The following is a 15,563-nucleotide window of genomic DNA, read 5'->3' as shown; positions in this document are numbered from 1 at the left end:
TAGTCACATAACGATATATATTGTCACTATTCAACATATGGTGACTTACTAAGTTGAAATCAATAGTACACTAAAATTTTTTTGCAAACCTTAAACTAAATCAATAAATGCTAAAAAAATTTGAAACAGCTAAATAAAATTTGAGTGACGGGTTGCGTCACTCAAATTTACTTTACTGGTTCTTACTCAATTATAAGAAACCAGGGATGCCGTATTGACCTTCAAGCATACCAACTGCAAGCATGGCAATTAGACAGATAACAAGAACGCCACCAGGGATCACGATACGGTCAACAAAAGAAAGTTTTGCTGCACGAGTCTTATCACCAATTAGGCCATTGTTATCTAACAGCATTGTTAGAGCCCAAGCTAGAACAGGGTTCACTACTGCAGAAGCAAAGATACAAATACCAGCAGATTGTGAATCCTTAGTGTCCTTAACCATTTGCATGCCCGCTTCAAGTAGAGGTAAGAAAACACCTACTAGAAGAGCGATACGCATTACAGGTGGCCATACTGCTACATCCATTGGGAAACCAAGAATAGCAATAGTCATAACTAATAGACCAAGAATGATGGCACCGCCAGGAATTGGACGTTTTGCAATCGCAGCTGGGATCATGTAAGTACCCCAAGATGAAGTGATGTTACCACCACCAACCGCTGTACCAACGATTTGACGGATAGAACACATAGTCATCGTGTCATCAACGTCCATTAGAACTTTTTCAGTTTTACGTGGGTAGTTTAGCTCTTGGAAGATACGGTGACCTAGGAAGTCAGGAGACCACATCGCAACCGCTAGAATAGCAAACGGTAGAGAAGCAATGAAGTGCTCAAGGTTAGGAAGACCTAGCATCCAACCTTCACTTGTAGAGCCCCACCAGTAAACAGGGTTTAGATTTGGAAGACCCATTTGAGTTTCAAATTGAAGGTCGAAACCAGTACCGAAAATTAGTGCAACAATAAGACCTGTTACCGCACAAGCTGGAATCGCTAACCAACGTTTGTTGATACGAGCAAGGAAAGCATAAAGAACAATGTTAACCGCTAAAACAACAAGACCGACGTAGCCCATGCTGCCTTTTACGACTTCAGCTGACTCTAGGCCAGTTGCCCAATTTTGGATTTGTCCAATTTGGCTCATTGCACCGGTAAAACCGAGGAAAACTAAGAGACCACCAGCCACCCCTTCACCAGTCAAATTAACCAGTTTGGAGCCACCTTTAAAGTAACTAAGCAGAAGACCAAAGACACCCAGAAGGATTGCAAGAGCAAGAGGGTGAGCACCGGCAAGCGCGATTGTGCCGATTAATGGGATCATTGGACCGTGGTTACCCGCAAGGTTTGCTCGAGGGTTAATAAAGCCAGAAGCTAACACACAGAATAGAAGTGCAGGAATAAGCATTTCAACACGTGCCACTTCGATTGCAAACTCTTTACCAAGATTTACGTGGTCCCAAGCCGCAGTTAGGCCATCTGCCCAAGACATCATTACCGCAGAGTACATCGCGATGATACCGATAGTACCAGCAAGAGCAGGAACTAAATCTTCAAGTTCAAAGCGGAAGTCACGACCGGGTAAGTTTAAACCAAAACGACGTGGCTTCATGATTTGAAGTTCGTGGTCAAGATATTCAGAACGGCCTGCAAACTCAGACGCCGGACGGTGTAGCTCTTGATAGCTCTTCTCGTCCACTTCTGAGTGCTCTTTGTTTACGTCTGACATAGATTCCTCATATTTTTAAAAGTTAGTAATTCTATTTTGAATTCTATAAACCCGCGTCCTGCGGTAATTCCTTGTGCTAAGGCATATAATGTAACACGTCTATTATGTGCCTGTGCATAGCCAATGAAAATTTGTAAAGCCTTAAACCGCGCTTTATCTTTGTCGCGAGTCTACCAATCTTACCCTTTTGGGTGATTGATCTTGATCACTTTAAATTATGGATGTGAAAGAAAACAACAAAAAGTATCATCTATGGTTATTGCCGCGGATATTGCGTGTAATTTGATTACATAAAGTGAACAAAGCTAGATGTGCTGTTTGGTCTCACACTTGTGTGATGAACCGTTTACAAGCTCATGTTTTTACCATGCAAAATTGATTTCTGGCGCTAAACTTGCTTAAGATTCAGCAATGACTTTTAAATGGCGATCACTTGCCGCTTCAGGATAATAAAATGAAAAATAACAAAGTATTGCCGTTAGTGGCGTTAATATCTGGCTTATTAGTTGGTTGCGGCGGTGGAGGCGGCGGCGGTGGCGGTGCTCCCGCAGCCCCAACATATACTTGGCAGTTTGTTCATTTATACAGCGATGTAAAATCTTCTATTGGTGCAGGCTGCAGTATTTATTCTGATGATCAAACAACTGCAGGTAACGTGATTGCAGCGAGAATAGCGGATGAAGGCTTTAATGTGTTGTACCACAATGCTGATGGGTCTGTGATTACAGAAGAAACAATCACAGATATTCCTGCCACTGGGAAGGTTGTCATTGATAGTGGCCTCATACCGGATAATGGTTATGTTTCCCTTGAAGAAGTTGTAGGAGGGCTGGGCAATCGTAACGATGTGTATATGTTCACCGTCCAGAAAGATCTAATGACGAATTTAGTTCTTAATGTTAGGCAGCAAGCCAACCGCTCAAATAATTGTTATCAAGGTGAACAATTTAATTTAACACTGTCTGATAACGCTGCTGTTGCTGTGGCGCAAAGTAGTGTAGATACCAGCTACTACCAATCAAGCTATGTTAATTCTCTGGTAAGTGGCCGTGAGCTTTCAGCTAATATACCTGTTAAAGCACCTTTAGTTGGAACTAAGAGCGTGCTGGTTACTGCGTTTGACACATTGGCAAGTAACCCTCAAGAGTATGAAGAGTTAAAGCATTTTACTTTCGTTCCTTCTACATCTATTTATGATTCTACTAATCCACCGACAAATCTCCCGTCTGTCTCAATGCGAGATGTGGATGTTGATGGTCTGAATATTATCCCGAACGGTTTCTCAATTGATAACACTAGTAATGTAGAATTAGCATACGGAAATGATGTGTATCAATGGCAGCCTTTGTATAACAATGCCACAACGTTATCGTATTCAAGTAGCAACTTATCAGCGACTAGCTGGGGAGTGAAAGCAAATGGTATATCTACAAATGGATCGTGGAGCGTGAATACATTGAAACCATTCTCCGGGGTAGATTTGAATGTATCAATTCCGTCAGTAAGCGATTTTTCCTCAACTGCAGTAGATACCAGTTGTACAGCAGATTTCTGCGTCAGCTCTGCTGGTTTCACACCTAGTGATTTCGATTTACAAAGAACTCACGTAAGAGGTGTGACAAGTCTAAATTATGACTTTTACCAAACGATTTTTGCACCAGCAAACGCTAATCAAGCTTTGATGAAAAGCTCTGTTGTTACTTTTCAACAAGTTGCTTCTGATAGAATCGAGATTGGTGTAGCTAAGCTTGATTTAGAAAACGCAGACTCAGTTGCATGGTTCATGGAGAAGAGTATGAACTTACAAAGCATTGTTGATATTGACTTAGCTAACTATACGGATGTAAATGGCTCAGTTTCTTTACCTACGCCCGTAAAAAATCGGAATGTCTCAATGTTAAGCTTATCAGTTGTAGCGCTGGAAAATAGCGTCAATTAAATTGTAATGATGTAACATAATTGAAACTAATCAAAGCCCCTTGATAGGGGCTTTTTTACAGCTTCTATTCACCATAAAAAGATGAAAATACCATTTTGTGCATATTAATTTGGATAAAATGACTAGTTATTTGTTGTTTTATAAGTTAATAATTTGTTGCATGTTTTTTCGTTGAGTGCTAATTTGTATTGCAATTAAAGGTCGGAGTACCTTAGCAGTAATAATAAATTAGGGAGCAACAGCGCATGAATGAAGTACCAGCGCTTGATATAAAAGAACTGCACAAGACATTTGGTCAAAACGAAGTCTTAAAAGGCATCTCATTATCTGCACACAAAGGAGATGTGGTGTCTATCATCGGCTCTTCCGGTTCAGGCAAGAGTACCTTTCTACGCTGTGTCAATTTACTCGAAACCCCAACCGCGGGTGAAATTTGGGTGAACGGCGAACTTATTCAAATGAAAAACAACCGTGCAGGAGAGGCTGTTCCAGCCAATGAGAAACAGGTTCAACGTATCCGCTCTCGTTTGGCAATGGTATTTCAAGGTTTCAATTTATGGTCTCACATGACGGTATTGGAAAATATCATTGAAGCACCTGTTCATGTCCTCGGCGTTCCAAAAGCTCAAGCATTAGAAAATGCAGAACTTCTGCTGCAAAAAGTAGGGTTATACGAGCGAAAAGATTACTACCCTGGTCACTTATCTGGTGGGCAGCAACAGCGAGCAGCAATAGCAAGAGCCTTAGCGGTTGATCCTGAAGTGATGTTATTTGACGAACCTACCTCAGCACTTGACCCTGAATTGGTTGGTGAAGTATTAGGCGTTATGCGTGATTTGGCAGAGGAAGGCCGAACTATGCTAGTGGTGACTCACGAAATGGCTTTTGCTCGCGATGTATCTAATCACGTGATGTTTCTACACCAAGGCTTAGTTGAAGAGCAAGGTAACCCTGCGCAACTCTTTACTAATCCAGAATCTGAACGCTTACAACAGTTTATTTCGTCAATTTACTAACCTTTATTAACGTTCAATAAAGGTTAATTCGTGGCGATGAAAAGTAAAACACAACACAACGAAAGCAACATAAAATAAGTAACAATCCACAGGAGTATGGAAATGAAAAAGTGGTTATTAGTGGCAGCGATTGCTGCAACAGCAGCAACTGGAATGGCACAGGCTAAGGAATGGAAAACAGTACGTTTTGGTATTGAAGGTGCTTATCCTCCATTTAGTTGGACAGAAGCGGACGGCTCGCTTAAAGGCTTTGATGTTGACATGGCAAATGCGCTTTGTACTGAGATGAAAGTGAAATGTAAGATCGTCCCTCAAGATTGGGATGGTATTATTCCGTCACTTCTTGCTCGTAAGTACGATGCAATCATTGCGGCAATGTCGATTACTGAAGAGCGTAAGAAAAAAATTGATTTCACAGGCAAGTACGCACTAATCCCAAATAAATTCATTTCGAAAAAAGGTGCAAACTTAGACTTCTCTAAAGAAGGGCTAAAAGGTGTGAAAATTGGTGTTCAACGTGCAACAACTCATGATAAATACCTAACAGATAACTATGGCGATGCCGTTGAGATCGTTCGTTACGGTTCATTTGATGAAGCATATTTAGATCTCGCTAATGGTCGTATTGTGTCAGTACTTGGTGATGCATCAGCGCTAGAAGAGGGCGTATTGAACAAAGCTGGTGGTGAAGCTTATGAGTTTGTAGGTCCATCATTGACAGATCCTAAGTGGTTTGGTGAAGGTTTTGGTATCGCTCTACGCAAACAAGATAAAGCACTAACTAAAAAGCTAGATGCGGCTATTTTATCTTTGCGCGACAAAGGTATCTATCAAGATATCGCGGCTAAATACTTCAACTACGACGTATACGGTCAATAGTCTTCATGCGAGAGGCTGTTATCTAACATAACAGTCTCTTACCTACCGTTAGACACTTTCATTCCACAAGCGACTTACTCAATTATTACAGGTGGATACCTGTTGTGGTGATAACCATATTAACCTAGCCGTTTGTTGAATGATGGTATTCCTGACTAGTCGTTTTTGCTGGGAATTATTATGCTGGATTTACAAGGATACGAAGCCTCAATATTTAATGGGGCCATACTGACGATACAAGTGGCAATACTGTCACTGATTCTTGCCATGATACTAGGGATGTTAGGTGCACTTGCAAAACTGGCTCCTTATCGCTGGGCTAGAGCTATCGCGACTCTTTATACAACTGTTATTCGCGGGATCCCTGATTTAGTTTTAATGATGCTGATCTTCTTCGGTGGTCAGATCTTATTGAATAACAGTTTATATGCCATCAATGAGTGGCTGAATGAGTGGTTTACTTCAAGTGATCCAAGCCATGAGTGGGTAGATTATCTGCCAGATTATATCGATGTGAGTCCATTCATCGCGGGTGTTTTAACCATTGGCTTTATATTTGGCGCTTACATGGCAGAAACGTTCCGCGGAGCGATAATGGCAGTCGATCACGGCGAAATGGAAGCGGCAAAAGCGTATGGAATGAGCACCGCTTTGGCATTTAGACGTATCTTGCTTCCTCAAATGATCCGTCATGCGTTGCCTGGTTTTGGTAACAACTGGCTAGTTCTACTGAAAACAACGGCGCTGGTATCGATCATTGGCTTAGATGATATGGTTCGAGTTAGTTCATTGGCTGCCGGTTCAACCAAGATGCCATTTACCTTCTACATGTCTGTAGCATTGATCTTCTTATTCTTTACCAGCGTTTCGACAGGCTTGCTTAAAGTGGTCGAACGTAAATTTAGTATTCACGCGAGGTAATTATGGATTTTTCATTAGTGATTGAAAGCTTGCCCATATACCTTGATGGATTATGGACGACCGTTTGGATGGTGCTATGTGCCCTAATCATTGGATTGACGGTTGCGATTCCGCTGGCTGTTGCACGAAATAGTCATAATTATGCGTTCAGTGGACCCGCTTGGACATTTATTTATTTTTTCCGTGGTACGCCATTACTGGTTCAGTTGTATTTGATTTATTACGGAATGGATCAATTCTTTCCTGTAAAAGGGACACTTTGGGAGCATGCTTGGTTCTGTGCATTGATTGCATTTGTACTAAACACTTCCGCATATACAGCAGAAATCATCCGTGGTGCGATTAACGGCTTACCGAAAGGGGAAGTGGAAGCGGCAAAAGCTTATGGCATGAGCACGTGGAAAACTTACCGCAGAATCATATTGCCGAGTGCTCTAAGACGCGCATTGCCAGCATACAGTAATGAGGTGATCTTCATGCTTCATGGTTCAGCTGTAGCGGGTATTGTGACCATCATGGATCTCACTGGCGCAGCACGATTAGTCAACTCACGTTACTACGCACCATTTGAGTCATTTTTAACTGCTGGGCTATTTTATATGTGCTTAACGTTTATCATCATTGCTTGCTTTAAGTTTGCAGAGAAACGCTTCTTAGCTTATATGAGACCGTTAAGCTAGAGTTAAAAACTTGGTTATTCGAACAAACGAAAGAGGGAGGCCAAATTGCCTCCCTCTTTTTTATTGATCGTGTCTTTATTTGTATCAACTTGAGTTGTTTTGACTACTTAAAAGTAGACCAAATTGGTGCATGATCTGATGGCTTTTCAATTCCACGTAATTCATAGTCAATACCGGCATCGGTACATTGGCTTGCTAAACTTGGGGTTGCGAGAACCACATCAATACGTAGGCCACGGTTATCAACGAAACCTTTCGAACGATAGTCAAACCATGAGTACTGATCAGTGACTTCTGGGTGCAGTTTCCGGAACGTATCTTCAAAGCCCCAATCCATCAAGGTTTTCAGCCATTCACGTTCAATCGGCTGAAATGAGCATTTTCCTGTTTTTAGCCAGCGTTTTGCATTAGGAGCGCCAATCCCGATATCGGCATCAATTGGGCTGATGTTAATGTCACCCATAACGATGATTTGCTCATCATTACTGTGGTGGTCATTTAAGTAAGACATCAAATCTTTGTAAAACTGTTCTTTATACGGGAACTTTGTTTCGTGACTAACATTATCGCCTTGAGGGAAATAACCATTAAGTACCGTGACTTTCTCTCCATTCTCATCTTTAAAAGTGCCGATAATCATTCGTTTTTGATGTTCATCGTTATCGGTTGGGAAACCTTTCTGGATTGACAGCGGCTCTTGCTTACATAGCATTGCGACGCCGTAATGGGCTTTCTGGCCATGAAAGTAAACTTTGTAGCCCATCGCTTCAACATCCTCTATCGGAAAAGCTTCATCATGAACTTTAATTTCTTGTAGGCCGATGACATCAGGTTGATGCTTGTCAATGATAGCTTGAAGCTGATGTAGGCGAGCTCTTAGGCCATTGATATTAAAGCTGATTACTTTCATTGGGTATCCTTTAAATGAGATGGATTATCTTTCAAGAATGTTACCACTATCATAATAGAGAACAAGTAAAATAGGGAATAAGTAAAATAGAGAGTAAGCGCCAAGTTGACCCGTATACTTGGTGGAATGCGCCATGACAGAAGGTAACTAAGAGGTGTAAAAATCTTATGACAACACATTGTTAACATTTACTCTAACTTTCGATTGATATCTAAGATAATTATGGTGTAATTGATAACTAAGCTATTCACATGGTAGTGAAAAAGTTTTTGGCTTAAATATAAGGAAGTATCATGCGAACCCTATCTGTTCAGTGGAAGATAACCTTATTAGCAGGATGCTGCTTGTTGGTTACTTCTCTATCCCTTATCGGCTTTTCGGTCTATAACGCTGTCAACAATCAGAAAATCATTAAATCTCAAAGTTCAGAGTCTGTGATCAATAAATCTCAGCAACTTCTGGAGAACCGTGCTCAATTAAATGCGACAGAAGTACAGGCCTATTTAGTTGAAGCGGTGCATCGTGCTGAAATGCTCGCGTCTACTGCCTTGTTTCTAAAGCGTAATGCAGAAGATAACTTTACAGCGAGTGAGGAGCTTCGAACGGCACTCGACGAGATGGTTCGTCAATCGGTCTCGGAGTTTGACGCCATTCAGGGAGCTTATTTGGTCTTTAACCCCGACTCATTAGATGGTGAGGACTCTAACTACACCGATGCTGATTACGTTGGATCAAATGATATTGGCCGCTTTGCTCCATATTGGATCGTTTCAGAAAATGGGGAGAATATTTTAGCTAATGTCCTTAGTGAACAGACATTAAAAGAGCCAAGCAATAGTGAACGCTTTTTTTGCCCGATAGCAAGTGGTGAAACGTGCGTAACCACGCCACGGTTTGTTAAGAAAGATAACGGCCAATTTCTGACATCTTCTATTTCTGTTCCGATTAAAGTTGATGGTGAATCGATAGGTTTCATGGGGATTGATTTAAAGCTCGATGGTCTTGCCAATGTTGCAACCGCTTCAGATTCAAGCCTATTTAATGGAAGCGGGAAAGTCTCAATTATTAGCCTTGATGGAAGTGTCATCGCTTCAGATGATCGAACGATAAGTGTTGGATCTTTTTTTGAAAATGAAAACCTATCACGTGATGACGTAACCGATCTCCTGTTTAGTGAGGAAGTGCAAACGAAATGGAGCACTTCAGGTGAGCAACTGATCGTCTTCTCCCCAGTTAAAGTTGCCAACCAAACGTGGGGTGTGGTTTTTGAAATGCCACGGGATAGCGTATTAGCCGATGCGGATCTGCTTGACCAAGTGATCACAGAACAAGTGGAACAAGGTGTAAAAACGGAATTGTTTGCTGGCGCTCTTTTTGTGATTTTTGGATTGGTGGTGATTGCGCTGGCGTCGTTAAGCATTGTTAAGCCAATTAGGCTGATGGTGGCGAGGTTGCAAGATATCGCGTCGGGAGAAGGGGATCTGACTCAGAGGATCCCTGTATCAACAAAGGATGAAATAGGGCAATTAGCCGAAGGTTTCAATCTATTTTTAGATAAGCTTCAGAATACGATAAAGCAAGTGGTGCAGACAACCAGCCAAATTGTGGGTACGACCGATCAGGCGAAACTGGCCGCGACAGAAACTCGCGGAAGCAGTGACGCTCAATTTAGAGAGGTTGATCTTGTTGCAACTGCATCTGAAGAGATGACGCAAACCGCAAGTTTAGTGGTTCAAAATGCAGAAACAGCCCTGAAAGCCGCGCATCTGGCCAATGAGTCTGCAAGTAAAGGGCAGCAAGTGATCGAACTCTCCTCTTCTGAGATGGTTAAGTTGGTTGATCGAATGACAAGCGCTGTGCCTGTGGTAGAAGAGCTGGCTAAAAATAATAGTAACATTACAGAAATTCTCGCTGTGATCGAGGGAATATCAGAGCAGACTAACTTGCTTGCGCTTAATGCCGCTATTGAAGCCGCTAGAGCAGGTGAACAGGGAAGAGGCTTTGCTGTCGTTGCTGATGAAGTGCGTAATCTGGCGAGTAGAACACAAGCATCGGTAGGCGAAATTCGTGGTGTGATTCAAAAAGTCCAGCAGGGAACTGAAGATGTGGTTGAAGCGATTCAAGAAGGTAACTACTTAGCGAATGGTACTGCGCTTCATGTACAAGAAGCAGTGGCTGAGTTAAGTGCTATATTTGAATCTATCGCAGCAATTAGTGATATGAATAGCCAAATAGTTCGAGCAGCAGAAGAGCAGCAGTCTGTGTCTGGCGAAGTTAACCAAAATGTGTCTAATATTCGTGATTTAAGTGCGAGAATTTTAGAGCAAGCGGAAGCCTCGGAAAGAGTGGCAAATCAAATCAGTGACTTTTCTTCAACCCAGCAAACGCTGGTGGACCAGTTTAAAGTGTGAGCTTATTTTGATTCTTAAGAGCAATGATTGAACAAAAGGAGCTGAATTCAGCTCCTTTTTTAATGGTTTAAATATTGAGTATTCTCGTTAATACCAACGCGAGAATTACCTATAGCTGGTTAAGGTTACTCATAACTGCTGAGAATTACTCTTCGATGAACCAGTAACCTTTATTGATCAGTTCACAGATGAGCGCCACGTTCGCAGAGCTGATTTCTTGGCCGAGATTCTCTATTGCTAACCAATCTTGATCGCAAAGCAGCGTTATGATCGCTCTATCTTGCTCGGCAACTTTGATCACTTCGCCATTGATGTAAGCAATACCGCTGTCTTGCTCATGATATAACGCGCGTAAGCCTGCTACTCGGTTAATGACACCACCATTCATGATGTGCAGTTGTACTTCTTCTGCTGTCCATAATTGCTCTGGAGCGACAATATCAAGTTGATGGCGAGATTGGCTTAACATACAGCCCATAAAATCTTGAATGATCTCTGGGTTTTGCAAGCTAGAGTTCAACATAGTCGTTAAATGCTGCAAATCAGACGTTTGGATCTTTCCGTTTCCATCTTGCGTCGTCAGAGCGGGGTTATGCATATGCACATCGCCCATATCATGTGCTAATACGTAATCGGCAAAATTACTGATCAGCTCTTGTTCCTTTGGTGAACGGAAGCCGACAGAGTAGCTCATTGATGGCTCTAGTGCATAACCATCATGTGGGAAGCCTGGTGGAATATAGAGAATGTCGCCAGGTTCTAGAATGTCATCAATGATAGGCTCAAAGCCTTCAATTTGTCTCAGTGCAACGTGGCGGCTGGTCTCTTTGTATTGACCTTCGTCAAGTGCTCCAACACGCCAGTGACGCTGACCGCTCCCCTGAATGATAAAGACATCGTATTGGTCGATATGTGGGCCGACACCGCCATCTTTTACCGAGTAGCTGATCATTAAATCATCGAACAACCAATTAGGCATGCCTAGGAAAGGTTCGACTAACTGAGCCGCGCCAGAGTGCCAATGATTGGCTGCTTGTATAATGAAAGACCAATTGGTTTCGCCTAACGATTCGAATTTATCAGCGGAAAACGGGCCATGTTCGGCTACCCACTGGTCGTTTAAGTTGGAAACAAAGCGCGAATCAACCTCCTCTTCCATGGCTAACCCTGCAATCTCATCGGGGCTAATTGGGTCTTCAAAGTTTTTGAATCCCCCCTTGATGATGATTGGTTTTTTCTGCCAATATTCGGCAAGAAACTCATCGAGAGACACAGTCAGTTGGTACATTTTACAGCCTTGATTTAATGATATAGGGGGAGGGTTAAGCTTTCTTTAATTTGGCTTCACAGTCAGATTTGACAATTTTAAGCGCTTCAATAGCAACCTGAGGGTCGATGTCATTCTGTTCGAGTAAACAGATGAGGTCGACGGCCAATTTAACTTCTTCAGGTGCTTGTTCAAGTGTTTGTTGAGTCATAATTATTGATTCTTTTCACGAAACGTAATTTGTTTTTCAATTTTTAACATTGCTTCTTCACAGCGCTTTAAACGTTGCTCAGTCGCCAATAAGGTTTTTTGGGTTTGCTGTTGATAAAAAGAGGGGGCATTTTTCAATTCTTGCTCTTTTTCTATCACCATTTCTTTGAGGCGGCGAGTCCACTCTTGATGTTGTGCCAGCTCTTGATACAGCTCATTAATGGGCTTTCGATAATAGCTGCTGTGTTTGATCTCGCCTTTCCGAATTTTTTGAGTGGAAAGCTCACGCTGAATCGCGCCAATTTGAGCTAATAATAGCTCGGTAAGATATTCTGCGCGTGCTGGTGTTAATCGGTTGTGTTTCTTTTCTCTAACGATGCTCTCATAAGTACTTTTTGCTTCTTGTACACAGGGTACGATCAAGCGAGCTTTGCCATGAAATAGATGCTCATCAAATAGAGGGAGATGATGCTCACCTCTGCGACGATCAAGCTGCGCAGCCTGTTTGGATAAATCATCAAGAATAGTGGCTAATTGAGAGAAATTGTTCATAGATTCACGAACCACGCATTGTAAGCCAGCTTAACCGCTAATACGCTCACGACTGTGATGAACACAGGACGAATGAATTTAGCGCCGAATCGAATGGCAGAGTGAGCCCCCACGAATGCTCCGGCCATCAGACAAACACCCATGGTTAAGCCAAGTACCCAATCGATATGTCCAAGTATAGCGAAAGTGACCAGAGAGGTAATATTGCTGGTAAAGTTCATCGCTTTTGCAAGACCAGAAGCCAGCAAAATATTCAGTTTGTATAGCGCCATTGAACTCACCGTCCAAAAAGCACCTGTACCAGGCCCAGCGACTCCATCATAAAACCCCAGTGTTAAGCCTTGAAATACCTGTTTCTTTTTTAGTTTAGGGCATGGTGTCGGAGTGACATTCTGGCTGGCAGTCGGTGTTTTTTGGAAAATAGTATAGATAGCCGTAGCTAAAATAATCAGTGGCAGCACTTTCTCCAACCATTCTGTGCTGATCGCATCAACGACTAACGTACCAATAATGGCTCCAATAAGAGTTGAGATGAACGCATTCCGCCAGCATTCTGGTTTAAATAGTCGTTTTTTGTAATACGTTACCGCAGCCGTAAAAGAAGCAAACGTTGCGGCTAATTTATTTGTGCCTAATACAATATGAGGTGGTAAGCCAATGGATAGCAAAGCCGGAACGGTTAACATCCCGCCGCCACCAGCAACCGCATCGATAAATCCCGCAACGAAAGCCACAAGTGCTAAAACAACCAACATCGTCGGTTCAACAAATTCCATATAATTCCTAATGAGGCACTTTAATACTCACTAAACCTAATGGCTCATGTGCGTATATTGCTTGCCGTTCTAATATTTAATCGTTCTTTTAAAAGGTGGAAGCGAATCCAAAAGTGATTTGCCGTAGCGTTTGGTCACGATACGACGATCAAGGATGACGACTTTACCAGAATCTCTCTCTTTACGCAGCAAACGTCCTACAGATTGGATGAGCTTTTTACTCGCCTCAGGAACGGTAATTTGCATGAATGGGTTACCGCCTCGGGACTGAATATATTCAGAATGAGCTTGCTCAACAGGTGAGGTTGGTACACCAAATGGTATTTTAGTGATGATTAAGTTCTCAAGTAAATCTCCCGGCAGGTCTAATCCTTCAGAAAAGCTACCAGTGCCAAATAGAATGCTTGTTTTCTGACATTGAACGAGTGTTTTATGTTTTTTTAGAATTTCTCCACGTGAGCTATCACCTTGAATTTGCAGTGCCCAACCTCTTTTAACGAAATCTGTGGATAGAGCTTCTGCCACTTGATTCATCTGCCAGTAGGACGAAAACAAAATTAAGTTCGCTTTTTTATCCTCAATCAAATCAGGCAAAATTTCGATTAAGTGTTCGGTAAACTGAGGCGCTTGAGGTTCATATTTGACCGCTGGCACAATGAGTTCCGCCTGATTTTCATAATCAAAAGGCGAAGCTAATGCGAGGAACTGTGTTCCATTCTCTGCTTTTTCGCTGATCCCGGCTTGATGGCAGAAAAAGGTAAAAGAGTTGAGTGCTCTCATGGTCGCAGAGACTAAAACGGCACCAATACAACGACTCCAAATCTGTTGGTCGAGTTGCCAGCCGACTTCTAAAGGGGAAACATTGACGATAAAGTCGCCCTCTCTATCTGGGCTAAGTTCTAACCAGCGGGCGAGAGGAGCTCCTTTCTCTCGTTTTGGTTCAGCCATCAGATTCCACACTTGAGCTAAGTTTTCCATTCTTTGAACGTAGAAACCTAATTCAGCAAGAGCAGGTTCCGCAAGGCGAGAGGATATTTCACCATCTTTAACGCGCTCTGCGATAAGATCGGCAATCTTAGCAACCGCTACGCTTCCCTTCTTGCTGATCGTTTTTAGCTCTTTAGATTGATTTTCTAACCATTCAGGCAGTTCACCATGTTCAAATCGGTAGCGCTTATCTTCAAAATGCGATGCATCAAATTGCTGGCATAGTTGACTCAAGCTTGGAACCAGTTGCTGTACTGAGTCTTGCAGTTCATTTCTAAAGCGGCTGACTCGTTTCTCTTCTGCAAGAGCAGAGAACTTAGAGATAGATTGATTTAACTTCTCTAGCCAGCTTGCAGCACCTTTAAGGCTAGTGGCAGCGGATGAGTGGTCTCGTGCAACATGTGGAAGGTGATGAGCCTCATCGAAAATATAAATGGTATCTTCAGGTTCTGGGAGTATGACACCGCCACCTAAATCTGCATCAGCCATAACCAGACTGTGATTAGCGATGATGACGTCAGCTTTATCTAACTCAGAACGTGCTTTTTGAAAAGGACAGTCACGGTGTGAAGGCATGCTGTTATTGCAACTGTGCTTATCACTAACAATAAGTTGCCAGATGTCGTCTTTGAAAGATTTAGGCCATGAGTCTCGATCCCCATCCCATTTCCCTTGAGTCAGGCTTTTATGCATGGTTTGTAAAAGTTCGATATCTTTTTTTTGTGGTTTAGTCTCAAACATCGCCACCTGACCTTCATCTGCCCCACAAGCCGCAGCAAGCTTCTCTGCACAGCAGTAGCGTTGACGACCTTTCGCCAATATAAAAGAGAACTCGCGATCGGTGATCCTTCTATATAGAGGTAGGTCTTTATTCACGAGCTGTTCTTGCAGTGCAACCGTCGCTGTTGATATCACTATTTTCCGATTATTGACTACGGCAACAGGAATGGCCGCCATTAGATAGGCGAGCGATTTACCAATACCAGTCCCTGCTTCGGCAACAATAAGACGGTTTTTTTTATGGTATTGGCCACAAAGCGTTTTGGTTATTTCCGCAACGAGATAATTTTGAGCGCGGCGAGGGACAAAGTTTTCCAGTTGAAATTGGAGGTTTTGATAACTCTTGCGAATGGATTGTTGGATTTTACTAGTAGACATATTGTGACCTGCTTAACGGGAAATGGATGGTAGCACATCTTGCTAAGCTTTTCTTTTTTACCAAAATGGTCTGCTTTTTAGGCAAAGATGGATCTTGTTCACAAAAAAAAACTGAACCTTTAGGAAAC

Annotated in this window: 13 protein-coding genes; 6 read left to right on the top strand and 7 right to left on the bottom strand. The window is 42.4% G+C overall.

The annotated features are described in order from the left end of the window. Positions 1 to 190: 190 nt before the first annotated feature. Positions 191 to 1,729, bottom strand: a complete 1,539-nt coding sequence (locus tag F0249_RS10130; RefSeq protein WP_171756589.1) for a DUF3360 family protein — start codon at positions 1,727 to 1,729, stop codon at positions 191 to 193. Positions 1,730 to 2,183: 454 nt separating this feature from the next. Between F0249_RS10130 and F0249_RS10125 the strand changes: the two genes are divergently transcribed. The 5 genes from F0249_RS10125 to F0249_RS10105 all read left to right on the top strand — a co-directional run bounded on the left by F0249_RS10125 (position 2,184) and on the right by F0249_RS10105 (position 7,164). After that, positions 2,184 to 3,668 carry a flagellar sheath protein A gene (locus F0249_RS10125; RefSeq protein ID WP_171756588.1) on the top strand — a complete coding sequence of 495 codons (1,485 nt, stop codon included), beginning with the start codon at positions 2,184 to 2,186 and terminating at the stop codon, positions 3,666 to 3,668. A gap of 245 nt (positions 3,669 to 3,913) precedes the next feature. Beyond that, positions 3,914 to 4,684 (top strand): ABC transporter ATP-binding protein, encoded by a 771-nt coding sequence (locus F0249_RS10120; RefSeq protein WP_113797517.1) that lies wholly within the window; start codon positions 3,914 to 3,916, stop codon positions 4,682 to 4,684. Positions 4,685 to 4,786: 102 nt separating this feature from the next. After that, positions 4,787 to 5,563, top strand: coding sequence for an ABC transporter substrate-binding protein (locus F0249_RS10115; protein WP_017051925.1), 777 nt, complete (start codon positions 4,787 to 4,789; stop codon positions 5,561 to 5,563). A gap of 180 nt (positions 5,564 to 5,743) precedes the next feature. After that, positions 5,744 to 6,484, top strand: a complete 741-nt coding sequence (locus tag F0249_RS10110; protein ID WP_136993735.1) for an ABC transporter permease — start codon at positions 5,744 to 5,746, stop codon at positions 6,482 to 6,484. A gap of 2 nt (positions 6,485 to 6,486) precedes the next feature. After that, the gene (locus tag F0249_RS10105) at positions 6,487 to 7,164 is read left to right on the top strand and encodes an ABC transporter permease (RefSeq protein ID WP_113797514.1); all 678 of its coding nucleotides are present in this window, start codon (positions 6,487 to 6,489) and stop codon (positions 7,162 to 7,164) included. 103 nt (positions 7,165 to 7,267) lie between these two features. Here F0249_RS10105 and xthA read toward each other — a convergent pair whose 3' ends face one another. Next, on the bottom strand, positions 7,268 to 8,074 hold the full coding sequence (gene xthA, locus F0249_RS10100; protein WP_171756587.1) for an exodeoxyribonuclease III: 807 nt from the start codon (positions 8,072 to 8,074) through the stop codon (positions 7,268 to 7,270). Between the two features lie 293 nt (positions 8,075 to 8,367). Here xthA and F0249_RS10095 point away from each other — a divergent pair, with 293 nt between their 5' ends. Further along, positions 8,368 to 10,485, top strand: coding sequence for a methyl-accepting chemotaxis protein (locus tag F0249_RS10095; protein WP_171756586.1), 2,118 nt, complete (start codon positions 8,368 to 8,370; stop codon positions 10,483 to 10,485). A 145-nt stretch (positions 10,486 to 10,630) separates the two neighbouring features. Here F0249_RS10095 and F0249_RS10090 read toward each other — a convergent pair whose 3' ends face one another. The 5 genes from F0249_RS10090 to dinG form a co-directional block, all read right to left on the bottom strand. Next, positions 10,631 to 11,773 carry a cupin domain-containing protein gene (locus tag F0249_RS10090; RefSeq protein ID WP_171756585.1) on the bottom strand — a complete coding sequence of 381 codons (1,143 nt, stop codon included), beginning with the start codon at positions 11,771 to 11,773 and terminating at the stop codon, positions 10,631 to 10,633. Positions 11,774 to 11,807: 34 nt separating this feature from the next. After that, on the bottom strand, positions 11,808 to 11,963 hold the full coding sequence (rsmS, locus tag F0249_RS10085) for a pleiotropic regulatory protein RsmS (protein ID WP_017051931.1): 156 nt from the start codon (positions 11,961 to 11,963) through the stop codon (positions 11,808 to 11,810). Positions 11,964 to 11,965: 2 nt separating this feature from the next. Beyond that, entirely contained in the window at positions 11,966 to 12,514 is a 549-nt protein-coding gene (locus F0249_RS10080) for a primosomal replication protein (RefSeq protein ID WP_017051932.1), read from the bottom strand. Further along, entirely contained in the window at positions 12,511 to 13,290 is a 780-nt protein-coding gene (locus tag F0249_RS10075) for a TSUP family transporter (protein WP_017051933.1), read from the bottom strand. Before F0249_RS10075 ends, F0249_RS10080 begins: the two co-directional genes overlap by 4 nt. A 69-nt stretch (positions 13,291 to 13,359) precedes the next feature. Continuing rightward, a complete protein-coding gene (gene dinG, locus F0249_RS10070; protein WP_171756584.1) occupies positions 13,360 to 15,435 on the bottom strand; it encodes an ATP-dependent DNA helicase DinG in 2,076 nt (691 codons plus the stop codon). Positions 15,436 to 15,563 lie beyond the last annotated feature (128 nt).

The sequence above is a fragment of the Vibrio sp. 03-59-1 genome, from assembly GCF_013114135.1.
Taxonomy (GTDB): domain Bacteria; phylum Pseudomonadota; class Gammaproteobacteria; order Enterobacterales; family Vibrionaceae; genus Vibrio; species Vibrio cortegadensis.
Note: the sequence above shows the minus strand (reverse complement) of the source record. Positions and strands in the feature narration are given on the sequence as shown.